The sequence below is a fragment of the Pseudarthrobacter phenanthrenivorans genome (assembly GCF_000813845.1).
Classification (GTDB): Bacteria; Actinomycetota; Actinomycetes; order Actinomycetales; family Micrococcaceae; genus Arthrobacter; species Arthrobacter phenanthrenivorans_B.
This window is the reverse complement of the sequence record NZ_JWTB01000013.1, coordinates 64516-86740: the sequence shown is the minus strand read 5'-3', so window position 1 is coordinate 86740 and position 22225 is coordinate 64516. Positions and strand designations below refer to the sequence as shown.

The 22225-nt window shown below is 67.7% G+C and carries 22 protein-coding genes; 10 read left to right on the top strand and 12 right to left on the bottom strand.

The window, feature by feature from the left end:
- Window position 1 precedes the first annotated feature (1 nt).
- The gene (locus RM50_RS07295) at window positions 2–265 is read right to left on the bottom strand and encodes a hypothetical protein (protein WP_043451308.1); all 264 of its coding nucleotides are present in this window, start codon (window positions 263–265) and stop codon (window positions 2–4) included.
- 166 nt (window positions 266–431) lie between these two features.
- Window positions 432–806: a winged helix-turn-helix transcriptional regulator gene (locus tag RM50_RS07290; RefSeq protein WP_043451307.1), complete on the bottom strand. Its 375-nt coding sequence runs from the start codon at window positions 804–806 to the stop codon at window positions 432–434.
- 119 nt (window positions 807–925) lie between these two features.
- Between RM50_RS07290 and RM50_RS07285 the strand changes: the two genes are divergently transcribed.
- Window positions 926–1789, top strand: coding sequence for an SDR family oxidoreductase (locus RM50_RS07285; RefSeq protein ID WP_043451306.1), 864 nt, complete (start codon window positions 926–928; stop codon window positions 1787–1789).
- A gap of 67 nt (window positions 1790–1856) precedes the next feature.
- Here RM50_RS07285 and RM50_RS07280 read toward each other — a convergent pair whose 3' ends face one another.
- Together RM50_RS07280 and RM50_RS07275 are read right to left on the bottom strand one after the other, a co-directional pair.
- Window positions 1857–2492 carry a LysE family translocator gene (locus RM50_RS07280; RefSeq protein ID WP_043451305.1) on the bottom strand — a complete coding sequence of 212 codons (636 nt, stop codon included), beginning with the start codon at window positions 2490–2492 and terminating at the stop codon, window positions 1857–1859.
- 49 nt (window positions 2493–2541) lie between these two features.
- Entirely contained in the window at window positions 2542–4029 is a 1488-nt protein-coding gene (locus tag RM50_RS07275; protein WP_043451304.1) for an amino acid permease, read from the bottom strand.
- 306 nt (window positions 4030–4335) lie between these two features.
- On the opposite strand from RM50_RS07275, the gene RM50_RS07270 reads away from it, so the two are divergent.
- The 4 genes from RM50_RS07270 to RM50_RS07255 all read left to right on the top strand — a co-directional run bounded on the left by RM50_RS07270 (window position 4336) and on the right by RM50_RS07255 (window position 9207).
- On the top strand, window positions 4336–5193 hold the full coding sequence (locus RM50_RS07270; RefSeq protein WP_043451303.1) for an IclR family transcriptional regulator: 858 nt from the start codon (window positions 4336–4338) through the stop codon (window positions 5191–5193).
- Window positions 5194–5388: 195 nt separating this feature from the next.
- Complete coding sequence (gene hutU / locus RM50_RS07265) at window positions 5389–7098, top strand: urocanate hydratase (RefSeq protein ID WP_043451302.1); 1710 nt, start codon at window positions 5389–5391, stop codon at window positions 7096–7098.
- Window positions 7099–7194: 96 nt separating this feature from the next.
- Window positions 7195–8799, top strand: a complete 1605-nt coding sequence (hutH, locus tag RM50_RS07260) for a histidine ammonia-lyase (RefSeq protein WP_043451300.1) — start codon at window positions 7195–7197, stop codon at window positions 8797–8799.
- Between the two features lie 162 nt (window positions 8800–8961).
- Window positions 8962–9207 (top strand): hypothetical protein, encoded by a 246-nt coding sequence (locus RM50_RS07255; RefSeq protein WP_043451299.1) that lies wholly within the window; start codon window positions 8962–8964, stop codon window positions 9205–9207.
- Window positions 9208–9323: 116 nt separating this feature from the next.
- On the opposite strand, the gene RM50_RS07250 is transcribed toward RM50_RS07255, so the two are convergent.
- A complete protein-coding gene (locus tag RM50_RS07250; protein WP_052260025.1) occupies window positions 9324–9584 on the bottom strand; it encodes a hypothetical protein in 261 nt (86 codons plus the stop codon).
- Between the two features lie 220 nt (window positions 9585–9804).
- Between RM50_RS07250 and RM50_RS07245 the strand changes: the two genes are divergently transcribed.
- The gene (locus tag RM50_RS07245) at window positions 9805–10704 is read left to right on the top strand and encodes a fumarylacetoacetate hydrolase family protein (protein ID WP_043451297.1); all 900 of its coding nucleotides are present in this window, start codon (window positions 9805–9807) and stop codon (window positions 10702–10704) included.
- Here the strand turns inward: RM50_RS07245 and RM50_RS07240 are convergent.
- Genes RM50_RS07240 through RM50_RS07225 form a run of 4 tightly spaced genes read right to left on the bottom strand, consistent with a single transcriptional unit; the run spans window position 10701 to window position 14182 of the window.
- Window positions 10701–11093 carry a universal stress protein gene (locus tag RM50_RS07240; RefSeq protein ID WP_043451295.1) on the bottom strand — a complete coding sequence of 131 codons (393 nt, stop codon included), beginning with the start codon at window positions 11091–11093 and terminating at the stop codon, window positions 10701–10703. The two genes, RM50_RS07245 and RM50_RS07240, sit on opposite strands and share 4 nt — an antisense overlap.
- Window positions 11094–11132: 39 nt before the next feature.
- Window positions 11133–12671, bottom strand: coding sequence for a tripartite tricarboxylate transporter permease (locus RM50_RS07235; RefSeq protein WP_043451293.1), 1539 nt, complete (start codon window positions 12669–12671; stop codon window positions 11133–11135).
- The gene (locus RM50_RS07230) at window positions 12672–13175 is read right to left on the bottom strand and encodes a tripartite tricarboxylate transporter TctB family protein (protein WP_043451292.1); all 504 of its coding nucleotides are present in this window, start codon (window positions 13173–13175) and stop codon (window positions 12672–12674) included.
- Complete coding sequence (locus RM50_RS07225; protein WP_043451290.1) at window positions 13172–14182, bottom strand: Bug family tripartite tricarboxylate transporter substrate binding protein; 1011 nt, start codon at window positions 14180–14182, stop codon at window positions 13172–13174. The genes RM50_RS07230 and RM50_RS07225 overlap by 4 nt, the downstream gene beginning before the upstream one ends.
- Before the next feature lie 307 nt (window positions 14183–14489).
- Here RM50_RS07225 and RM50_RS07220 point away from each other — a divergent pair, with 307 nt between their 5' ends.
- Window positions 14490–16070: a sensor histidine kinase gene (locus RM50_RS07220; RefSeq protein WP_043451288.1), complete on the top strand. Its 1581-nt coding sequence runs from the start codon at window positions 14490–14492 to the stop codon at window positions 16068–16070.
- Window positions 16067–16735, top strand: coding sequence for a response regulator (locus tag RM50_RS07215; RefSeq protein ID WP_043451286.1), 669 nt, complete (start codon window positions 16067–16069; stop codon window positions 16733–16735). The genes RM50_RS07220 and RM50_RS07215 overlap by 4 nt, the downstream gene beginning before the upstream one ends.
- Before the next feature lie 19 nt (window positions 16736–16754).
- On the opposite strand, the gene hutG is transcribed toward RM50_RS07215, so the two are convergent.
- Window positions 16755–17747 (bottom strand): formimidoylglutamase, encoded by a 993-nt coding sequence (hutG, locus tag RM50_RS07210; RefSeq protein WP_043451285.1) that lies wholly within the window; start codon window positions 17745–17747, stop codon window positions 16755–16757.
- A 197-nt stretch (window positions 17748–17944) separates the two neighbouring features.
- Between hutG and RM50_RS07205 the strand changes: the two genes are divergently transcribed.
- On the top strand, window positions 17945–19249 hold the full coding sequence (locus RM50_RS07205) for a cation:proton antiporter (protein ID WP_043451283.1): 1305 nt from the start codon (window positions 17945–17947) through the stop codon (window positions 19247–19249).
- On the opposite strand, the gene RM50_RS07200 is transcribed toward RM50_RS07205, so the two are convergent.
- Window positions 19250–20689: an NCS2 family permease gene (locus tag RM50_RS07200; RefSeq protein ID WP_043451281.1), complete on the bottom strand. Its 1440-nt coding sequence runs from the start codon at window positions 20687–20689 to the stop codon at window positions 19250–19252.
- Window positions 20690–20800: 111 nt separating this feature from the next.
- Between RM50_RS07200 and RM50_RS07195 the strand changes: the two genes are divergently transcribed.
- A complete protein-coding gene (locus tag RM50_RS07195; RefSeq protein ID WP_043451280.1) occupies window positions 20801–21451 on the top strand; it encodes a copper resistance CopC family protein in 651 nt (216 codons plus the stop codon).
- Between the two features lie 55 nt (window positions 21452–21506).
- Here the strand turns inward: RM50_RS07195 and RM50_RS07190 are convergent, their stop codons facing one another.
- The gene (locus RM50_RS07190; protein ID WP_043451278.1) at window positions 21507–22145 is read right to left on the bottom strand and encodes an FAD-dependent monooxygenase; all 639 of its coding nucleotides are present in this window, start codon (window positions 22143–22145) and stop codon (window positions 21507–21509) included.
- Window positions 22146–22225: the final 80 nt, after the last annotated feature.

Sequence of the window (22225 nt, the reverse complement as noted above, 5' to 3'; positions counted from 1 at the left end):
GCTAATCCAGGGGCCTGACCAGGCGGTGGTCGAAGAAGAAGATGCCGTACGCGGTCTTCACGCCCACCGACCGCCGGTCCTGCCATACGACGACCCCTTCGCGCCTGCCGCTGAAGGGGTCGTCGCCTATGACGGTGTCACCCACGCGGTAAGGGCAGCGGGGCCCCAAAGCCCCTGCCACCCCGCCCCATGCCTTGGCCAGGAAAGCGCCGAGGCTGATGGGCCGGCCCATGCCGGAAAGATCCTGTGCGTAGCCCTTGGCCATAAGACCAACTCCTCCAAGCGGCGTCCTGCCGCCTGCTAACGGTGCTGGTTGGCGGAATGCTCCCAGCGGAGGATCGTCCTCCCATTCCGGCCGCCACCGTACGCACACGCTATGCGCTATTCACACCAGCCACACCAGTAACAGGTACCTGTCTTTGGTGCAGGCGCTACTTGCCGTTGATGATCTCCTCCGCGTTCTCGAAGGCCCAGGCGACCAGCGGCACCAGCAATGTGCTCAATTCATACCCCCGGTCCGTCAGGCTGTAGTCCACGCGCGGCGGAATCACAGCCTGGGCCTTCCTGCTCACCAGGCCGTCCCGCTCCAGGGTCTTCAGCGTTTGTGCCAGCATCTTCTCGCTGATGCCCTCGGCCCGCCGCCGCAGGTCGCTCCACCGCTGTTCCCCTTCGGAGAGTGAAAGCAGGATCAGGACACCCCATTTGCTGGTGATGTGGTCAAGCAGCGTCCGGCTGGGGCACCCGGACGGGAACACGCCGTCGGCAAAGGCCTGGGGGAGGGGAGCGGCATGTGCAGGGGCTTCCATACCGTCAAGCTTACCTAAAGGTCAGTACCTTACCTCAAAGTGCGTACTAACTTTCGGGAAGCATGGTGACCCGTCCTGGGTTATGCCCGTGACAGAGCAAAAACCCGAAAGGAATCATCGTGAGCATTGTTGTTACGGGCGCCACCGGCCAGTTGGGCCGCCATGTCCTGGAAGCCCTCCTGGAGCGGGGCGTCCCCGCGGCGGAGATCGTGGCTGCCGGCCGGTCGGTTGAAAAGCTGGCAGACCTCGCCGCCCAAGGGGTGCAGGTGAAGCAGATGGACTATGCCGACGCCGTCTCCGTGGCCGCAGCGCTCAAAGGCGCCCGGCGGGTGCTGCTGATCTCCGGCAGCGAAGTGGGCAAGCGGGTGGAGCAGCACCGCACCGTGATCGAAGCTGCCAAAGCCGAGGGCGTGGAGCTGCTGGCCTACACCAGCATTGCCAATGCCGATACCACCGGTATGAAGCTGGCGGATGAGCACAAGGCCACCGAGGCGCTGCTGCGGGAGTCCGGTGTTCCTTTTGTCCTGCTGCGCAACGGCTGGTACCTGGAGAATTACACAGAGCAGCTGCCGGGCACCCTGGCCCAGGGCGCACTGGCGGGCAGCGCCGGGGAGGGCAGGGTCAGCGGGGCCGCGCGGTCCGACTACGCCCACGCTGCGGCCGCCGTCCTCGTTGCGGATGGACAGGCCGGCAAAGTCTACGAACTGGGCGGTGACGACGCGTTCAGCATGGCGGACCTCGCGGCTGAAATCAGTGCCGCCACCGGCCGGGACATCAGCTACAACGACCTGCCGGCCAGGGAGTACGCCGGGCTGCTCACCGGAGTGGGCGTGCCGGGCGCTTTCGCGGAGATCCTGGCGGATTCGGACCTCGGCATTGCCCGGGGTGACCTGCTGGTCAGCAGCGGGGACCTTCGCCGGCTGATTGGCCGGCCGACGACGCCCCTCGGCCAGGCGGTTCGGTCAGCCGCTGCCGGGGCCTGACAGGACGGACTTAAGGAAGTGCCCGGTCCCCTGGGGTCCGGGCACCTCCTGTTCTGCAGCCGCTGTCTCAGGATTTCGATCCCGCCAACGCCAGGGTTCCGCCGAGGCCGATCATCATGGCCCCGCCCACGGCCTCCACCGCCGGGACGCGCCGGGGCGAACGGACGAACCACAGCCGGGCCCACCCCGCCGCGATGGCCCACAGGCTGTCCGAGACCAGCGCGATCAGCAGGAAGACCGCACCGAGCAGGGCCAGCTGGAACGGAATGTTGCCGGCGTGGTAGTCGACGAACTGGGGCAGGATTGCCACGAAGAACACCACCGACTTGGGGTTGGTGGCGCCCACCAGCGCCCCCTGCCGGACCAAAGTCCAGCGGCTGGAGGGCGGAGCCGGCGCGGGCTGGCGGGCAGCATGCCCCCGTCGGAGGATGGTCCGGATCCCCAGGAAGACCAGGTAGGCGGCACCTGCAAACTTCACGATGCTGAACAGGACCACGGATTCAGCCACCACCACGCCCACGCCGAGGGCCACGGCGATGACCTGGACCAGCTGGCCGGTCGCATTTCCGAGGACCGTGAGGACGCCGCCCCGCCACCCCAGCGCAAGGGAACGCCCAATGACGAACAGCACGCTGGGGCCGGGGACGGCGATCAGGACGACGGATGCCACGGCGAATGCCACCAGGCTGGACACGGGAACCATGGCTGATTTTAGCCCCGCGAACTGGTGTCCGGCGCCGGGTGTTTTCGGCCTAGCTGCCCGGGCCGGGGGCGACCACGGGCAGCGGCGAGGTTTCATCCTCAAGGTGGGCCCGCCGTCGTCCATCACCCTTGACCCACAGGCGGTACGCCAGGACCAGCAGGCCCAGCCACACCGCCCCGACGTACAGGGCGATCCGGGTGTCCTCGAAGGCGCCGAGGACCGCGATCACCAGCGCCATGAAGGCGATGGTGAGGACGGACGCTGCCGGCCACCACGGAGACGGGAATTCCGACGCCGGCAGGCCCTTGCGCGCGATTTCGCGCTTCATTGCCACGTGGGAGGCCAGGATCATGACCCACACCCAGACCGTGGCAAAGGTGGCGATCGAGGCAATCACCAGGAACACGTCTTCCGGAATCACGGCGTTGAGGACCACGCCCACCAGCAGGATTCCGGCCATCATCACCACGGTCATCCACGGAACCCCGTGCCGGGAAACCTTGCCGAACGCGGCGGGGGCGTGGCCCTGGTTGGACAGCCCGAAGAGGATGCGGCCCGCACCGAAGATGTCGCTGTTGATGGCGGAGAGCGCGGCCGTGATCACCACGGCGTTCAGGATGTGCGGTGCGGCCGGGATGCCGAGGCTGCTGAAGATCTGCACGAACGGGCTGCCGTTGCTGCCCACCTCGTTCCAGGGGAAGAGGCTCATGAGCACGCCCAGGGTCAGGACATAGAACAGCAGGACGCGGACGGGGACAGTGTTGACGGCTTTGGGGATGACCTTCTTGGGGTCTGCGGCTTCGCCGGCCGTGATGCCCAGGGTTTCGATCCCGCCGAAGGCAAACATCACCACAGCAAAGGAGGCCAGGAGGCCTTCGAACCCGTTGGGGAACAGGCCGCCGTGCTCCACCAGGTTGCCCAGTCCGGGCGCCACGCTTGAATCGCCGGCCTGGAAGCCGAAGGCAATGATGGCTGCGCCGCCGGCGATCATGGCGATGATGGCCGCGACCTTGATCAGCGAGAACCAGAACTCCAGCTCGCCGAAGACCTTGACGCTCAGGAGGTTCAGCGCGGCCAGGAAACAGATCACGACGAGGACCCAGATCCAGCGGTCCACCTGGGGGAACCAGAAGCCCATGTAGATACTGAAGGCAGTGACATCGGCAATGGCCACGATGGCCATCTCGAACACGTACGTCCATCCGGTCACGAAGCCGGCCAGGGGGCCGAGGTAGCGGCCCGCGTATTGGCTGAAGGAACCGGAGACCGGATGCCGCACTGCCATCTCGCCGAGGGCCCGCATGACCATGAACACCGCGGCGCCGCCGATGATGTAAGCCAGCAGGACGGCGGGGCCAGCCTTCTGGATCGCGGACGCGGAGCCATAGAAGAGGCCCGTGCCGATCGCGGAGCCCAGTGCCATGAAGCGGATGTGCCGCACGTTCAGGCCGCGGTTGAGGACGCGTCCGACGGCGTCGGCCGGCTTCTGCCGGTCCGCCGGACTGTCGGTCCGGGTGGGGGTTGGAGCTGGTTGCATGGAAATACCTTCTCGTCATTGGGAGGGGAGCCGCTAACCAGCAGACCATTTTCCACGGCACCGTGATGAGGCTCACGGCGCCTTGGTGTCTTTCATCTCAGACTGTCTGCGACATGGCACTTATCGGCAATGGGGGCCGGAACACTGCGGCTGACTGATATGTCGCCGAGGGTCGGCCGACAGGACCGCCGCGCGTCTGGGATTCGAGACACCTTGGGCTTGGGGGAGCAGCGATTGTGGGCGCCGAGGGCGCAAGCTTAAGTACGGGATTCCGGACAGAGCCAACCAGAAAGACCCTTCGAACCCATGAGCACTGCACTAAGCGCCGAAACGCGCGGCACCGATCCAGCAGGTGCCGAACCCCGGACGCCCCGCGCGTCCGTCAAGGCGTCGTCAAAAGTTCCTGCCGCTGAGAACACCCTGCGCATCCTCAAGCTGCTGGCCTCCCGCAGGGGGCCGATGGCCGCCTCCCAGATCGCTTCCAGCCTGGACCTGCCCCGGTCCAGCGTCTACCACCTGCTGGGCGTCATGGAGGCCAATGGATTCGTCCTCCATCTGCACGAGGAACAGCGCTACGGGCTGGGCATCAGCGCCTTCGAACTCAGTTCCGCCTACTCGCGGCAGGAACCGCTGTCCCGGCTGGGCCGGCCGCTGCTTGCCTCGCTCGTGGACGCAATTGGGGAGAGTGCCCACCTTGCCGTCCTCCACGGCCGCGATGTCCTGTACATCGTCGAGGAGCGGGCCAAGAACCGCCCCTCCCTGGTAACCGACGTCGGAGTCCGGCTTCCCAGCCACCTCACCGCCAGCGGCCGCGCCATCCTGGCCGCCCTGCCCAAGTCCCAGGTGCGGGCGCTGTACCCGAACGCCGCCGCCTTTACGGCCCGGCACGAGGTGGAAGGCGCGATCATGAAGTACTCGGCGCTGTCCTCGCACCTGGACCAGGTGCGCCAGCGCGGGTATGCCACCGAACACGGCGAGGTGACGCCGGGCTTTGGTTCCATCGCCGCCGCTGTGACCGACCACCTGGGCTGGCCCACGGCCGCCGTCGCAGTCACTTTCCTCGAGGACAAGCTGCCCTCGGAGGAGTGGCCTGTGCTGGCTGCCCGCGTCCAGAAGGTGGCTGACGAACTCTCCGTCCGCATCCACGGGCGGCCGGTCAAATAACCATCGTTGCCCCATCACTTACGGCTGCTAAAACCCTGGAATGGGAGCCGTAAGTGATAGAGCAACCTGGCAAGCCGGGCACGTCTGGAATACCGGACAGCACCCCGGCAAAACCCCTGTGAAGCCCGTCCGCCAAGGGCTTTAGTTGATACAGAACTTCTTTCCTCCAACAGACACCACACGAAGGAGCCCATCATGGCACCCGCCGATTTCACCACCGGTGCCCGCCCGGTCAAAGCAGCCCGCGGCACCGAGCTCACCGCCAAGTCCTGGCAGACCGAAGCGCCGCTGCGCATGCTGATGAACAACCTGGACCCCGAGGTCGCCGAACGCCCGGACGACCTGGTGGTCTACGGCGGCACCGGCCGCGCCGTCCGCTCCTGGGCCGCGTTCGACGCCATCATCCGCACCCTGGAAACCATGGAAAAGGATGAGACGCTGCTGGTCCAGTCCGGCAAGCCGGTCGGCATCTTCCGCACCAACGAATGGGCGCCCCGGGTCCTGCTGGCCAACTCCAACCTCGTCGGCGACTGGGCAAACTGGCCCGAGTTCCGCCGGCTCGAGGCCGAGGGCCTGATGATGTACGGCCAGATGACCGCCGGCTCCTGGATCTACATCGGCACCCAGGGCATCCTGCAGGGTACCTTCGAAACCTTCGCCGCCATCGCCCGCAAGCTCACGGGCGACGAGAACGGCACCCTCGCCGGCACACTGACCCTGACCGGCGGCTGCGGCGGCATGGGCGGCGCCCAGCCGCTCGCCGTCACCCTGAACGATGGCGCCTGCCTGATTGTCGATGTCGACGAGACCCGCCTGCGCCGCCGCGCCGGCAAGCGCTACCTGGACGAGGTGGAAACCGACCTCGACGCCGCCATCGCCAAGGTGCTCAAGGCCAAGGAGGAGCGCCGCGGCTGGTCCGTGGGCTACGTGGGCAACGCGGCCGAAGTCTTCCCCGAGATCCTCCGCCGCCATAAGGCCGGTGAACTCACCGTGGACATCGTCACCGACCAGACCTCCGCCCACGACCCCCTGTCCTACCTGCCCGAGGGCATCTCGGTGGACGAGTGGCACCGTGAAGCCGAGGCGGACCCGGAAGGCTTCACCAAGAAGTCGCAGGCCTCCATGGCCCGGCACGTGCAGGCCATGGTGGAATTCCAGGACGCCGGCGCCGAAGTCTTCGATTACGGCAACTCCATCCGCGACGAGGCCCGCAAGGGCGGCTACGAACGCGCCTTCGAGTTCCCCGGCTTCGTTCCGGCCTACATCCGCCCGCTCTTCTGCGAAGGCCTGGGCCCGTTCCGCTGGGTGGCCCTGTCCGGCGATCCCGAAGACATCCGCGTCACGGACGAAGCCATCAAGGAACTCTTCCCCGAGAACAAGCACCTGCACCGGTGGATCGACGCCGCCCAGGAGCGCGTCGAGTTCGAGGGCCTGCCCGCCCGCATCTGCTGGCTGGGCTACGGCGAACGTGCCAAGGCCGGGCTGCTCTTCAACCAGCTCGTCAAGGAGGGCAAGGTCAAGGCCCCGATCGTGATCGGCCGTGACCACCTGGACTCGGGCTCCGTCGCCTCCCCGTACCGTGAAACCGAAGCCATGGCGGACGGCTCCGACGCCATCGCCGACTGGCCGTTGCTGAACGCCCTGCTCAACACTGCCTCCGGCGCCACCTGGGTATCCCTGCACCACGGCGGCGGCGTGGGCATCGGCCGCTCCATCCACGCCGGCCAGGTCTCCGTCGCCGACGGCACCGATCTCGCCGCCCAGAAGCTCGAACGCCTGCTGACCAACGACCCCGGCATGGGCGTTATCCGCCACGCCGACGCCGGCTACGACCGTGCCCTTGAGGTCGCGAAGGAACGCGGCGTCCGCATCCCCATGCAAGAGAACCCCGCCCAGGCCCGCTAACCCAGGCTCCCCACATCGATTGCTCCGTACTTGTCGTTTAGAACCCTGAAAACGACAAGTACGGAGCAGTCGATGGGAATACAACAAGGAACTTCCATGACTCTCGTAACCCACGAAACAACCCACGAACCGCTGACCGTCACCCTCGGCTCCGTCGGCGTCACTGCGGAGGACGTGCTCGCCGTCGCGCGCCACGGCGCCACCGTGGCCATCGCTCCGGACGCCCTGGAGACCGTCGCCAAGGTCCGGGCCCATATCGATGACCTTGCCGCCAGCGACACCCCCGCCTACGGCATCTCCACCGGCTTCGGTGCCCTGGCCAACCGCCATATCCCCAACGAACTGCGCACGCAGCTGCAGAAGTCCCTGATCCGCAGCCACGCCGCGGGCATGGGGCCGGCCGTGGAGCGGGAAGTGGTGCGCGGCATCATGTTCCTGCGCGCCAAGACCCTGGCCTCCGGCCGCACCGGCGTCCGCCCCGTGGTCCTGCAGACCATGGTGGATGTCCTCAACGCCGGCATCACCCCGGTGGTCCGCGAGTTCGGGTCGCTGGGCTGCTCGGGTGACCTTGCCCCCTTGTCGCACTGCGCCCTGGTCCTGATGGGCGAGGGAGAGGCGGAAGGGCCCGACGGCGTCACATACGGCGGGCGGGGAGAGCGGCCTGTCGCCGAGCTGCTGGCAGCGCACGGCATCGAGCCGGTCATCCTCGCTGAGAAGGAAGGGCTTGCGCTGGTCAACGGCACGGAGGGCATGCTGGGCATGCTCCTGATGGCCATTGCCGACCTCCGCCAGCTGCTGGCGACGGCGGATATCACCGCCGCGCTCAGCGTCGAGGCACTGCTGGGGACGGACCAGGTGTTCCTCCCCGAACTGCACGCCGCACTTCGTCCCCACCCCGGCCAGGCGGCCAGTGCCGACAACATGCTGCGCGTGCTGTCGGATTCGCCCATTGTCGCGTCGCACCGGGTAGGGGATTCCCGGGTCCAGGATGCGTACTCGCTGCGCTGCGCCCCGCAGGTTGCCGGCGCGGTCCGCGACACCGTTGACCACGCCGAGCTGGTGGCGACCCGGGAACTGGCGGCCGCCATCGACAACCCCGTGGTCCTTCCCGACGGCCGGGTCAGCTCCAACGGCAACTTCCACGGCGCTCCGGTGGCTTACGTGCTGGACTACCTGGCCATCGCCGTCGCCGACCTCAGCTCCATCGCCGAACGCCGGACCGACCGGATGCTGGACCCCGCCCGTTCCCACGGCCTGCCCGCGTTCCTGGCAGCAGACCCCGGGGTGGACTCCGGCCTGATGATCGCCCAGTACACCCAGGCCGGCCTGGTGTCGGACAACAAGCGGCTCGCCGTTCCCGCGTCCGTGGACTCGATTCCCAGCTCGGCCATGCAGGAGGACCATGTGTCCATGGGCTGGCACGCTGCGCGGAAGCTGCGCAAGGCGGTGGAGAACCTCCGCCGGGTCCTGGCCATCGAACTGGTGACCTCTGCGCGGGCCCTGGACATCCGCACCCAGCTCTCAGGCGGCGCGCTGACGCCCGGCCCGGCCGGGGCCGCCGTCGTGGCTGCCCTCCGCGGTGTGGTGGACGGGCCGGGGACGGACCGTTTCCTGTCTCCGGAACTGGAAGCGGCGGACCGGCTGGTTGCCTCGGGTGACGTGCGCCGGGCGGCGGAATCCGCCGTCGGGCCCCTCGCCTGACACCGAAGAATCTTCAGTTGCTGCGGTTCTTCTGTCCAAAGGACGGAATTTCCGGCGCCGCGGCCCACCGCGGCGCCGGGACTGTAGTAGAACTGAAGATGTAGTGAAAGTCACATCAATGAAGCTGTGGCGGCAGAACGATACAAAGGGGTAGAAGTTCAAATGAAAGCACGTGGGGCAGTCCTGTCGAGGCGCAATGCCCATTCCGCTGCGGTGTCCAACTGGAAAGCCCTCCAGGCCGGGGACCGGGTCGAGATCATCAAGCATGCGCATGTGGTGGCTGCCGGGGAGGTGGAAGAGGTGTCCCAGAGCGGGAACGTCCTGTGGCTGGTTCCGGCCGGTCCGTCAGGCCCCGCCGAGAAGCAGCTCTTCCTGAAGTCCGACGGCGTTCAGGTCCGCCGCGCCTAGGAGCCCTGCTGCGGCAACACAAAACCCCGCATTGCCTTTATGGCGTGCGGGGTTTTCTGTTGGCGGCGCCGGCCGTTGTCGCGTCCAAGGGCGGACGGCTGGCCGGCCGGTGGCGGTCAGGCGGCGATGGACTCGTAGGTCTCGCCGAACGGTACCGATTCATCCAGGGCTACCGTGTAGCGTCCCGGGTGCAGCCTGGTGACCAGGATGCCGCAGGTGGCGTCTTTTGCTGCTACCGCGATCAGTTCTGCGACCGCCCCTTCCAGCCCCGCGTGGACCTCGCTGGCGCTGGAGAACTCAAGGTCGATGGACCGCGGGGACGGCCCCTCGGTGGCCCCGGCAGCGGCGGGGATCCGCTCCAAAGTGGCTGTAGTCATGTACTGAACTTTCTGTGTTTCGTGCCAGGATGGCTCCGTTATTCTACCGACTGCTCCTGCCGGATGTCAGATGACTGCCCTATTTGCGGGCTTGGCGGGCAGTCACAAACCGTCCGTTCGCGGCTCCGCAGGGAATCGACCACCATGGAAGGGGCCCCTCGGGTCCGCGCCCGCCCCTTGGTCGTGCGGCCCCCTTAGTACAGCTGGAGGAGTATTCGGTATGAAGATCATGCGCCTGGGCGAACCCGGCAGGGAGCAGCCGGCAGTGCTGGTTGATGCGGCAGGGGGTGCATCCCGTTGCTTCAGCCTGCTGCCCCTGACCAATGACATTGACAGCCGGTTCCTTGCCGCCGGCGGCCTGGCGAAGGTCCGGGAGGCCCTGGCGATAGGGGCGTTGCCGCTGCTGGAGGAGGCCGCGGGACTGCGTGTAGGTTCGCCGGTGGCCAGGCCCGGCACCGTGGTGGGCATCGGAATGAACTATGCCGCACATGCGGCGGAATCCGGCGCCGAGCCGCCCACCATTCCGGTGGTCTTCCTCAAACCGAGCAATACGGTCACCGGGCCCTATGACCCCGCTCCGCTCCCGCCGCGGTCCACCCGGTACGACTGGGAAGTGGAACTGGGCATCGTGATCGGCCGGGAGGCCAGCTACCTGGATTCCGTTGGCGACGCCGCGGCCTGCATCGCCGGATACGTCACGGCGAACGATCTCTCCGAGCGTGAATACCAGTTGCCCGGTGCTGCGGGCCAGTGGACCAAGGGGAAGTCGCTCCCGGGGTCAACGCCGCTGGGCCCGTGGCTGGTTCCGGCGCAGGATATCGACGGCGGCGCCCTTCCGCTGCGCAGCTGGGTCAACGGTGAACCGCGCCAGGATTCGTCGTCGTCCGAACTCATCTTTGATGCGCCCACACTGGTCCACCACTGCAGCCAGTACATGCGGCTGGAACCGGGCGACGTGATCCTCACTGGCACTCCGCAGGGTGTGGCCCTCAGCGGCCGGTTCCCCTACCTCCAGCCGGGCGACGTGGTGGAGGTGGAAGTGGAAGGCCTGGGCCGCCAGCGCCAGGAACTGTTCCGGGCGCCGGCGGCCGCTGCAGCATCAGGCACTCCCCGCGCCTAGCCGGCCTTTACTGCCAGCACCGGGCAGTCCGCCTCCAGCAGGATGCGCTGGGACGTGCTGCCCATTATGAGCTTGCCCACCGGGGTGCGGCGGCGCAGGCCGATCACGATCAGGTCGGCGTTGTGCTCCTCGGCAGCGTCCAGGACCTCCGCGGCGGCGTCGTGGCCGCGGACCGGGCGCTTGATCTGGTACTGGATGCCCTGGCCTGCCAGCCGCTGCTCGATGTCCTGGATTTCACCCTCCGGCGCAAACCGGCTGTCCACGGCGGCTTCGCCCTTGGAGGAGTTGATCAATACCAGGGTGCTGTTGCTCTTCCGTGCTTCAGCGATGGCCTGCGTCAGGGCAGCTTCGCCCTCGGGGGTCGGGACGTATCCCACAACGACGGTCATGTTGTTTCCTGTTCTGCTGGAGATGAGTGGGGCGGCTGTTCAGTCACTGTAGTCCGCCGCGCCGGAATTGGCCGGAACCAGCGGCTTGCGCTCCGGACGGTTCCGGCGGAACAGCCTGTAGGCAAAGGGCCAGAGCAGGATGAGGCCAATGATGACGTAAATGCCGACGGCGATCGGCTCGCCCAGGAGCCCGGCCGGGTCGCCCGCGCTCAGCTGGAGGGTCTTGCGGAGCTGGCCCTCGATCCGCGGTCCCAGGATGACGCCGAGGATCAACGGCAGCACGGGGAGTCCGAAGCGCCGCATCATGAACCCGAGCGCGCCGAGGATCAGCAGGATCACCAGGTCGAACGCCTGCAGGTTCACCGAGTAGGCGCCCAGCGTCGCGAAGAACAGGATGCCCGCGTACAGGTAGGGCCGGGGCAGCTGCAGCAGCTTGGCCCACAGGGGCGCCAGCGGCAGGTTGATGATCAGGAGCAGGAAGTTGCCGATGAACAGGCTGGCAATCAGCGCCCACACCAGGGGTCCCTGGCTCTCGAAGAGCTGCGGACCCGGCTGGATGCCGTACGAGGTGAAGGCGGCAAGCATCACGGCCGCGGTGGCGTTGGTGGGCAGTCCCAGGGCCAGCATCGGGGTCAGCGTGCCGGCGGCCGCAGCGTTGTTGGCTGCTTCCGGCCCGGCCACGCCTTCGATGGCGCCCTTGCCGAACTCTTCGGGGTGCTTGCTGAGGCGCTTTTCCGTCACATAGGAGAGGAACGTGGGGATCTCGGCTCCACCGGCGGGCAGCGCGCCAAACGGGAAGCCGAAGGCCGTGCCGCGCAGCCACGGCTTCCAGGAGCGCTTCCAGTCGGACTTGCCCATCCAGGGCTGGCCCACGGGAATGGCATGCAGGGGAGTGCGGCGCAGGTGTGCTGCAACCCAGAGTGCTTCGCCCACCGCGAAGATGGCCACGGCCACCACGACGATGTCCAGGCCGTCCGCCAGGAGCGGCTGGCCGAAGGTGAGGCGGCGCTGGCCGGTGACCGAGTCCATGCCCACCAGGCCAATCGCCAGGCCGAGGCCCAGGGACGCGAAACCGCGCAACCGGGAGGACCCCAGCACGGCGGTCACGGCCAGCAGGGCAAGGACCATGATGGCGAAGTAGCTGGGCGCGCCGAGGCTGACGGCGAACTTCACGACGATCGGTGCGCAGACGGCCAGCAGCGCCGTGCCTATGGTGCCGGCGACGAAGGAGCCGATGGCCGCCGTCGCAAGCGCCTGCGCCGCCCGCCCCGCCTTGGCCATCTTGTTGCCCTCAATGGCGGTGACCACCGAGGAGGATTCACCGGGGGTGTTCAGGAGGATGGACGTGGTGGAGCCTCCGTACATGCCGCCGTAGTAGATGCCGGCGAACATGATGAAGGCGCTGGTGGGTTCCAGGGCATAGGTGACGGGAAGCAGCAGGGCGACCGTCATGGCCGGGCCAAGGCCGGGCAGGACACCGACGGCGGTGCCCAGGATGACGCCGATCACGGCGTAGAGGAAATTCATGGGGGTGAGGGCGGTGGCGAAGCCGTCCATCAGGGAGGACCAGACGTCCATTTAGAGGATTCCTTCCAGGAGGCCGGCCGGCAGTGCGATGCCCAGGCCGAGGTAGAAGCCGTAGAAGGTCAGCAGGGACAGGGCGACGGAGATCAGGCCGTCCCGGACGTAGCGGCGGCTGCCGAGAGCCAGGACGCTGCCCCAGAACAGGACGGTTCCGGAGATCACCCAGCCGGCCCAGTCGATCAGCAGGATGTTCAGGATGAAGGCCCCGGCCAGTGGCAGGACGGTCTTCCAGTCGGCGGGGTGCGTGAGGTCAACGTCCTCGCCGCCTTCAGCTTCACCCTTGCCGCCGCGCAGCACGTTGATGGCCAGCAGTACGGCGCAGACCACGAGCATTCCGGCCACGATGAACGGAACGGTTTTGGGTCCGACCGGATCGGACTTCGAATACGGGGTTGCCAGGCCGTTGGCGTCCAGGAAGACCATGACGCCGGCCGCCCCGAGCAGGAGTGCAACTCCCAGCTCGGAGCGGCCTTTGAGACCTGTGGTCAGGGAGGTCACGCCAGCCCAAGCTTGGTGAGGACATCCGCCACGCGCTTGTCCTGCTCGGTCAGGAAGGACTTGAACTGGTCACCGGTGATGAAGGCATCGGTCCAGCTGTGGGTCTTCAGCGCTTCCTTCCAGCCGTCCGTGCCGTGCATCTTTTCCAGTGCCGCGATCAGGGCAGCCTTGTCCTTGTCGCTGATGCCCGGAGGGGCCACAACGCCGCGCCAGTTGGTGAAGACCAGGTCGATGTTGGATTCCTTCAGCGTGGGCGCATCCACGCCGTCCAGGCGCTTCTCGCCGCTGGTGGCCAGCACGCGGACCTCACCGGATTCGATCTGCTTCAGGTACTCGCCGGCACCGGAGGCGGCAAAACCGAGCTTGTTGCCGAGGATCGCGGGCAGGAGGTCGCCGCCGCCGTCGTAGGCAACGTAGTTGACCTTGGTGGCGTCGATGCCCACGGCGCCTGCCAGCTGCATGGGCAGCAGGTGGTCAGGGCCGCCGGGGGAGGAGCCGCCGCCTACGGCGATGGAGCCGGGATCGGCCTTCCACGCCTTCACCAGGTCATCGATGGTCTTGTACGGGGAGTCCTTGCTGACCATGATGGCGCCGGGCTCCTCGATGAGGCGGGCCAGCGGCGTGGTGTCGGTCAGCTTCGACTCTGACTTGTTGGTGTAGCTGGCACCCACAACGCCCAGGCCCATCAGCATGGCGAGGTCGCCGTTGCCTTTTTCATTGACCACGCGGGCCAGGCCCACCGTGCCGCCGGCACCTGCGAGGTTGAAGACCTCGGTGTTGGTGGAGATCTTCTCGTCGTCGAGGACCTTCGCAGCGGCGCGGGCGGTGGTGTCGTAGCCGCCGCCCGGGGTGTTGGGGACCATGATCTGCAGGCCGGTGATGGGTCCGGCAGCAGCGCCGGAGCTTTCCGAACCCGTGGAGCTCTTGCCGGTGGCACCGCAGCCGGTGGCCATCAGGGCGATGCCGGCGGCGACGGCGGCAACTCGCAATGCGCGGATCTGGCGCATGTGTTCCTCTTCTCTCAAAAACAAATCCGACCAGCACCGGCTGACGTGTGGTTCCGGTGCCTTGTGGTTCCGATGCTAGGGGCGGCCGTGACGGCGATCACTCTTGTGTACGCAGAGAAAGTTGTGTTCATTGCGTTCACGTTTCGAAAACCCCACAACGGCCCCGCTGGAGGCTTTGGGATATAGTTCCCCGTACCACCCCGGCCTTGCGTCCCATCCTTGTGCGCGCAGTGGCAGCCGGCCAAAACCGCCGCAGCCCGGCCTGCACCCCAACACCAGGAAGACCATCGTGACTCGACGACGAGGAATGTCCCTTGCGGGGCAGTACCTTCTGCTGCAGTTGCTCATCGTCCTGGCCGTCCTGGTGGGCGTGGTGGCCATCTCGCTGGCCCAGTCCGCCGCGGCCTTCGAACGGACGGAGGGCCGCCGTGCCCTCTCCGCGGCGGAGGCCCTGGGCGGCAATCCCGTGGTGCGCGAACTCCTGCCGGATGCTGAACCGCGCGGCGGGGCCGTGCTGCCGTCCGTGGCGGAGTCAGTGCGGATCGTCTCCGGCTCATCGCGGGTGGCGCTGGCGAGGGTGGACCGGACCGTGGTGGCGTCCTCGGACCCCAGCATGGTGGGCGAGCCGCTGGAGCTCGGGCCCAGCAGGGTGATGGAAGGCCGGGCCTGGACGGGGGTGGTGGGCGGCAGTCCGGCCCCGCTGCTGTCCGCCCATGTCCCCGTCCTTGACGACACCGGACGCATGATCGGGATCGCCTCCATCAGCCGGAACTACCCCACCGTGCTGGAGCGGCTCGGCGACGCCGTCCCCAACCTCCTCACCTACCTGGGCGTCGCCAGCGTGTTGGGGATCGCCGGCTCCCTGCTGCTCTCGCGCCGGGTCAAGCGGCAGACCCTGGGCATGGAACCCAGCGAAATCACCAGCCTGGTGGAGAACCGGGAAGCCATGCTGCACGGACTCAAGGAGGGCGTGGTTGCACTGGACCTGCATGACCGCATTACGGTGGCCAACCACAGTGCCCGTGCCCTGCTGGGCCTGCCGCCTGACTGTGTGGGCAAGCGCGTGGCGGGCCTCGCCGTCGAGCCCGCCCTGAAGCAGGTCCTCACGCGCGAGCAGCCCGGACCGGACCAGCTGGTGCTGGTGGGCGACAGGCTGGTGGTGATGAACCGGGTGCCGATCCAGTCCCGCGGCAAGGTCATCGGCTCGGTGACCACCCTCCGCGACCGCACCGAACTTTCAGAGCTCGAGCAGGAACTGGGCACCACCCGCACGGCCACGGACACCCTCCGCGCCCAGGCGCATGAGTTCGCGAACCAGCTGCACGTCATCTCCGGCCTGATCCAGATCGGCGAATACGATTCCGTGGTCCAGTTCGTCAACGGCGCCACCGTGGACAGGACACGGCTCAACGATGAGGTGACCGGCCGGATCAAGGACCCCGCGCTCGCCGCCCTGCTGATCGCCAAGTCGAGCCTCGCCACGGAACGGGGTGCGGCCCTGCAGCTGGACCCGGCCTCCGTGCTGGACAGGGTTGATGACGGGTTGTCCCGGGACCTCACCACCGTGGTGGGGAACCTGGTGGACAACGCGTTCGACGCCGTCACGGGGCTTCCGCAGGCAGCCGTCAGCGTGCTGGTGGAGGGCAAAGCGGGGGACGACGTTGTGGTGACGGTCCGCGACAACGGCCCGGGCATCCCCGGCGGCGCCACCGACCACATCTTCCGCCAGGGATTCACCACCAAGGAACCGGGGCCGGCGGGCAGCCGCGGCTTTGGGCTGGCGCTGTCCCGGGTGGTCTGCCGCCGCAGTGGCGGGGATCTGGCGGTGGCCAACGATAATGGGGCTGTCTTTACCGCCGTGCTGAAACGAGGGAGTGCCCAGCCATGATCAAGGTCCTGATCGTCGACGACGACTTCATGGTGGCCAAGGTGCATGCCGGCTTCATCCAGCGCACACCGGGCTTTTCCGTGGTGGGCGCGGCGCATACCGGCGCGCAGGCGGTGGCCGAAACGGAACGGCTTCAGCCGGACCTGGTCCTGCTGGACATCCACCTGCCGGACATCAACGGCCTGGACCTGATGCAGCGGCTGCGGGCGGTGGCGCCGGAACTGGACGTGCTGGTGATCAGTGCCGCCCGCGAGGTGGAGACCGTGCGGAGGGCGCTCCGGGGCGGCATTGTCCACTACCTGATCAAGCCCTTTTCGCAGACGGACCTGCAGGAACGGCTGGAACACTACCGCAGTGCCTACCAGGGCCTGGATGCCGCCAAGGACGTGGCGGAGCAATCGGACGTGAACCGGGTCTTCGGCCTGGACCGTTCGGAGCGGCCGCTGCCTAAGGGCTGCAGCATCGAAACCCTGAAGCTGGTGGAGGCGGCCCTCAATGCTGCTCCGGGCGATGTGTCCGCGGCCGAAGTCGCGGAGGCACTGGGTACCTCCCGCGTCAGTGCCCGCCGCTACCTCGAGTACCTGCACGACGAAGGGACACTGGATGTGCGGCTCAAGTACGGGGTGGGGCGGCCAGAACGGCGGTATGTGCTGAAGGGTGCGTAAGGCTCTTCAGCAGTGCCGGTCAGCGCAGCAGGGTGTCCACCAGCCGGGCAGCGGTTTTGGCGGTCCGGCCATCGACGTCGAACTCCGGGTTCAGTTCCGCAACGTCAACGTGCATTAGCTTGCCGCTTTGCGCCACCTGCCGGCACACGGCGGAAATGACCGGCAGCGGCACGCCGTAGGCTGCGGGTGCGCTGACTCCCGGGGCCACCGCGGCGGGCAGGACGTCCAGGTCGATGGTCAGGTAGAGCACGTCAATATCCGCCAGGAAGCCGGCCACGAAGTCCCGGGCCCGGTCGGCGTCGCATTCCTCGTCCAGCAGGTAACGGACACCCAGCGTGCCGGCAGTGTCGAACAGGACCCGGGTGTTGTTCGGCTCGGAGATGCCCAGGACGGCGTACCGGAATTCCCGCCCGGCATCCGCTTCCGCCCGCGCCATCTGCAGGAACGGGGTGCCCGAGCTGGGCACTGGCTCGTCCCGGAGATCGAAGTGGGCGTCAAGGTTCAAAACACCCAGGCGCTGCCCGCTGCGGACCGCGGGGGAGGCGCTGACGCCCAGGTAGCTGGCGTATGCGGTTTCGTGGCCGCCGCCCAGGACGACGGTCCGGTGCCCGGCAGCCAGCAGCGCTGCGAGCGCCTGGCCGAGCCGTTCCTGGCCGGCCTCCAGGTCTCCGCCGGACACCGCGACGTCGCCGGCGTCAGCCACCGCCCGGTCCAGGTGGAAAGCCAAGGGGCCCAGCGCCTTCCGCAGGGCCGCCGGCGCGGCGGCCGCCCCGGTGCGCCCCTTATTGCGGCGCACTCCCTCGTCGCTGGCAAAACCGAGCAGCACGGCCAGCTTCCGGACAGAAGCGGCCGTGCTTGTTGCCGTGTCTGCTGCGGCTGCCGTTCCGCCCACGGCCGGCGCACCGGCGGCGTTCACGGCCTGCCACCAGCGGCGGTGGCCGGGCCCGTCGCCGTCGTCCCTTCCGGTCCAGGGCTGGGGCGGGACGTCGACGGCGGGGAGCTGGAGGGACATGCCTCAAGCTCACCGCATGCCGGACAGGAAAACCAGCGCCGCCGCCGTCGTGCTGTCCGGGATCCAAGAACCCCGCGCCGGGGCCGGCGTGCGGGAAAGGGCAGCCGGGCTGGGTAGGGGTTATGGTGAGACCGATCCGCAGGGCAGCAGCGTGACCTGCCCGCGGACCACCAACCACCCAGGCTGGAGGGCCACCCATGTTCGAAGCCCCCGATATCCTCTTTGCCGCAGCCGGGTTGGCGGTGTTCTCCGCCGCAGTCCTGCCCAAGCTCCTGCGCGACATGCCCCTGTCCATGCCCATGGTCTTCCTTGGCGCGGGGATGGGGGCATTCGCGCTGATTCCGTCGCTGCCGGACCCCAATCCGGTGGAGCACACCGACTTCGTGATGCATCTTGCCGAGATCTGCGTGATCATCTCGCTGATGGGTGCCGGACTGGCCCTGGACCGGCCGGTGGGCCGCAAGCGCTGGTCAACCACCTGGCGGTTGCTCGGCATTGCCATGCCGCTGTGCATCCTGGGGCTGACCCTGCTGGGGATGTGGTTCCTGGGCCTTGGCCTTGGGGCGGCGCTGCTGGTGGCCTCCAGCCTGGCCCCCACGGACCCTGTCCTGGCCTCCGAGGTGCAGGTGGGCGAACCCGCGGATGAGGATGGCAGCACCGACAAGGAAGACGAGGTGCGGTTCGGCCTCACCTCGGAAGCCGGCCTCAACGACGGTTTGGCTTTCCCGTTCGTGTACCTGGCCATCGCCATCAGCGCCGCGGGCGATTCGTCGTCCGGCTGGTTGGCCGGGTGGTTCGGGATGGACGTGCTGTGGCGCCTCGCCCTGGGGCTGCTGCTGGGTTTCCTGACCGGAAAGTTGCTGGCTGCGCTGTTCTTCTCGGCGCGGCGCGAGAGCCTGCGCCTTTCCAACCACTCGGAGGGGTTCGTGGCCCTTGCGGCAACGTTCCTGGCCTACGGGCTCACCGAGATGGTGGAAGGCTACGGGTTCGTTGCGGTGTTCGTGTGCGCCGTGACCATCCGTGCCGCAGAACGCAGCCACGGGTACCACCGGGTCCTGCACTCCTATGTGGAGCAGCTCGAGCGGCTCCTGACGGTGGTCATCCTGGTCCTGCTCGGCGGGGCCATCGCCAGGGGGCTGCTGGCCGGCGTGGGACTGGCGGAACTGCTGGTGGCGCTGGCGTTCCTGCTCGTGGTCCGTCCGCTCGCCGGCTGGCTGGGCCTGCTGGGCGGGAAGACCGGGCCCCGGGAACGGATCGCCCTGTCCTTCTTCGGGATCCGCGGCATCGGCTCGATCTTCTACCTGGCCTTCGCGCTGGGCGAAGGCCACTTCGCGGGCCAGGCGAAGTGGCTGTGGTCCTTCGTGGGGCTGGTGGTGGCCCTGTCGATCGTGATCCACGGGGCCACCACCTCGCCGCTGATGAACCGGCTTGACCGGCTGCGGCAAAGGAAGGCGCTGGCGGTGTCCGGCGACGAAGGACTCGCGCCGAACACCCCGGTGTAGCTACATGCCCAGCGCGGCCTCGATCGGTCCAATGGCGAAGAACAGCAGGAACGCCGCCGCCACGGCCCACATCAAGGGGTGGATGTCCTTGATGCGCCCCTGGACGGTGCGGATCAGGACGTAGGCGATGAATCCGGCGCCCAGGCCGTTGGCAATGGAGTACGTGAACGGCATCAGGGTGAAGGTGAGGAATGCCGGAATGGCGATGCCCCAGTCCTGCCAGTCGATCTTGCCCACCTGGGACACCATCATGAAGCCCACCACCACCAGTGCGGGGGCCACGGCCTCGAACGGGACCAGGTTGATCAGCGGGGTGAAGAACATGGCCACCAGGAACAGCAGGCCGGTGACGATCGATGCCACACCGGTCCGGGCGCCCTCGCCGATGCCGGCGCCGGCCTCGACGTAGATCTGGTTGGAGGACACCGAGGCGCCGCCGCCGATGATGGCTCCGAGGGCGTCGACCTGCAGGACGCGGTCGACGTCGGGAATGTTGCCGTGTTCGTCCACCGTGCCGGCCTCGTTGGCCAGGCCCACCATGGTGCCCATGGCGTCGAAGAAGATGCTCAACAGGATCACGAAGGCCAGCAGCGTGGCCGCCACGAAGCCGAGGTGTTCAAAGGCGCCGAAGGGATTGGCTTTGCCGATCAGGGACAGGTCGGGCGCGGCCCAGCCGGAGAACGCTGGTGCCACCAGTGACCAGCCCTGGGGGTTGAAGTTCTTGCCGTCGAAGCTGGGGCCGATGTGCAGGGTCATCTCCAGGATGACGGCCAGCACGGTTGAGGTGATGATGCCGATCAGGATGGCGCCCTTGACCTTGCGCACCACCAGGGCGATGGTCAGGATCAGGCCGAACACGAACACGGCGGTGGGCCAGCCGAGCAGTTTGCCTTCGAAGCCCAGGCCCACGGGGACGGTGGTACCGGCGACGTCCGGGATGCGGCGCACGAAGCCTGCGTTCACCAGTCCGATGAGTGCGATGAATAGGCCGATGCCGACCACGATCGCCGTCTTGAGCCCGTCCGGCACGGCCTTGAACACCGCGGTCCGGAACCCGGTAAGGACCAGGATCAGCATGGTGACGCCGGAGAGGACCACCAGGCCCATCATGTCCGGCCAGGTGAGCCCGGGATTGGTTGCCACGGTGACGGCCACGAAGGCGTTCACGCCAAGGCCGGTGGCCAGGGCGAACGGATGCCGCCCCCACGCCCCCATGAGGATGGTCAGGATGCCTGCCACGAACGCGGTCACGGCGGCCACCGCAGTGAAGCCCAGCGTGGTTCCGTTCGAGTCCGGACCGGACAGGATCAGCGGGTTCAGCACCACGATGTAGCTCATGGCGAAGAACGTGGCGAACCCGCCGCGGATCTCGCGGGACAGGTTGGAACCGCGCTCGGTGACCCTGAAATACCGGTCCAGGGCAGAGCCTTGCTTAAGCATTAGTCCTCCGGGGAAGTGTGTGGGAATACCTGCATCCTAAGGGGAGAGCAGGTCCGGGGCGGGCAAAATCGCCTAGTCTGTAAGGAATCCAACACGAGGAGCAGCCCAGATATGCGCCCAGTCCGCCGCCAGTTGCCGCGCCTTGTGCTCGGTTCCTTTGTCCTTGCAGCCGTGGTCCTGGGCCTGGCCGGTCCGGCGTCGGCCCATGATGCTGCGGAGTCCACCAGCCCAGCCCAGGGTGCCACCGTGCCGGCCCCGCCGGCCGAGGTCTCGGTGACTTTCAGCAACACGCCGTTGGGGATCGGCTCCTCGTTCTCCGTCAAGGATGCCGCCGGCACCGAGTGGGCAGATGGTGCCGTGCAGATCGTGGACGCGGTTGCCACGCAGAAGCTGCGTCCAGGCGGACCTGCCGGCGGATACACGGTGACCTGGCGGGTGGTCAGCGCCGACTCGCATCCCATTGAGGGCACGTTCACTTTCACCGCTGCCTCCGGCGCGGCCGGCGCCAGTCCGTCAGGAACCTCCACTCCCGGAACATCGTCGACGGTAAGTTCGACGCCGGCCGCCGCAGTTCCGGGCATCGGTACGGCAAAGCCCGGGGTGACGGAGGAGCCGGGCGAGCCGGCCAACGCGGGCCAGCCCTTCCAGTGGAGCATCGTGATCTTTGCTGCCGTCGCCGTGGGGCTGCTCGTGGCACTTGCCGTCCTGGCGCGCCGCCGCCTGACGGGCGACGGGGAAACCACAGACAACGACGGGGAATAGCAGCCGCGGCGAGGACCTGCCTGGTCCAGGCCGGCGCCGGGCAGCGGGACGTCCGTCAGCAGCCCAGGGCCGCCAGGCTTCCCGTTGCCGGGAAAGCCGTGATGGAGGGGTAAGGCCTGTCCGGGTTGACCTTCGCGGAGATCGCCTGGCCCACGGTTTTGGCCTGGCGCAGCACTTCCTTGGGCGAGGGAGTGATCAGCTCGCCCACTCCCACCAGGTAGATGCCGATGGCCCGCATGGCCGCGGCCACGTTCCGCCCGACGGCGATGCCGAAGTCGTTCAGCATCCGGCGCAGCTGGCTGTGCGCGCACCGGGTGAGGACAATATGGTCGGCCACCAGGATGCCTGTGGGGGTGTGCACCTGCCATTGCGGTGCGGCGTCGCGACCCGGGCCTTCCAGCATGGTCAGCTGGACGGCCCGCGTGGTGTTGCGGACGTCAACGCTGTGGCTTGCCGCGTAATTGCGCAGGTGGCGCAGGATTTCGTTCCGTTCCCGGAGGCTGCCGCTGTCAGCCGCGTCGCAGCGCTGCAGCGACGACGTGTTCGCGGGCTGGCCGGCGCCAAGGACGTCCAGCCCGTCCACCACGATGGAGTCCACCCCGTAGCGGCGCAATTCCGCGGCCACGGCGAGTCCGGACAGGCCGGTGCCAATGATGACAGTGGTGGTCTGTTCGGTTCCGGCATCCCCAGGCATGCGTGACACTACAGTTTTCCCTCCTTCGGAGCTTTTGGCAGGTGCCGGCGTCCTCGCCGGGCCCGCGTCCCGTTACCCCA

Coding starts and splice junctions, on each gene's coding strand:
- RM50_RS07295 (WP_043451308.1), bottom strand. CDS start 265: ATGGCCAAGGGCTACGCACAGGATCTTTCCGGCATGGGCCGGCCCATC.
- RM50_RS07290 (WP_043451307.1), bottom strand. CDS start 806: ATGGAAGCCCCTGCACATGCCGCTCCCCTCCCCCAGGCCTTTGCCGAC.
- RM50_RS07280 (WP_043451305.1), bottom strand. CDS start 2,492: ATGGTTCCCGTGTCCAGCCTGGTGGCATTCGCCGTGGCATCCGTCGTC.
- RM50_RS07275 (WP_043451304.1), bottom strand. CDS start 4,029: ATGCAACCAGCTCCAACCCCCACCCGGACCGACAGTCCGGCGGACCGG.
- RM50_RS07270 (WP_043451303.1), top strand. CDS start 4,336: ATGAGCACTGCACTAAGCGCCGAAACGCGCGGCACCGATCCAGCAGGT.
- hutU (WP_043451302.1), top strand. CDS start 5,389: ATGGCACCCGCCGATTTCACCACCGGTGCCCGCCCGGTCAAAGCAGCC.
- hutH (WP_043451300.1), top strand. CDS start 7,195: ATGACTCTCGTAACCCACGAAACAACCCACGAACCGCTGACCGTCACC.
- RM50_RS07255 (WP_043451299.1), top strand. CDS start 8,962: ATGAAAGCACGTGGGGCAGTCCTGTCGAGGCGCAATGCCCATTCCGCT.
- RM50_RS07250 (WP_052260025.1), bottom strand. CDS start 9,584: ATGACTACAGCCACTTTGGAGCGGATCCCCGCCGCTGCCGGGGCCACC.
- RM50_RS07245 (WP_043451297.1), top strand. CDS start 9,805: ATGAAGATCATGCGCCTGGGCGAACCCGGCAGGGAGCAGCCGGCAGTG.
- RM50_RS07240 (WP_043451295.1), bottom strand. CDS start 11,093: ATGACCGTCGTTGTGGGATACGTCCCGACCCCCGAGGGCGAAGCTGCC.
- RM50_RS07235 (WP_043451293.1), bottom strand. CDS start 12,671: ATGGACGTCTGGTCCTCCCTGATGGACGGCTTCGCCACCGCCCTCACC.
- RM50_RS07225 (WP_043451290.1), bottom strand. CDS start 14,182: ATGCGCCAGATCCGCGCATTGCGAGTTGCCGCCGTCGCCGCCGGCATC.
- RM50_RS07220 (WP_043451288.1), top strand. CDS start 14,490: ATGTCCCTTGCGGGGCAGTACCTTCTGCTGCAGTTGCTCATCGTCCTG.
- RM50_RS07215 (WP_043451286.1), top strand. CDS start 16,067: ATGATCAAGGTCCTGATCGTCGACGACGACTTCATGGTGGCCAAGGTG.
- hutG (WP_043451285.1), bottom strand. CDS start 17,747: ATGTCCCTCCAGCTCCCCGCCGTCGACGTCCCGCCCCAGCCCTGGACC.
- RM50_RS07205 (WP_043451283.1), top strand. CDS start 17,945: ATGTTCGAAGCCCCCGATATCCTCTTTGCCGCAGCCGGGTTGGCGGTG.
- RM50_RS07200 (WP_043451281.1), bottom strand. CDS start 20,689: ATGCTTAAGCAAGGCTCTGCCCTGGACCGGTATTTCAGGGTCACCGAG.
- RM50_RS07195 (WP_043451280.1), top strand. CDS start 20,801: ATGCGCCCAGTCCGCCGCCAGTTGCCGCGCCTTGTGCTCGGTTCCTTT.
- RM50_RS07190 (WP_043451278.1), bottom strand. CDS start 22,145: ATGCCTGGGGATGCCGGAACCGAACAGACCACCACTGTCATCATTGGC.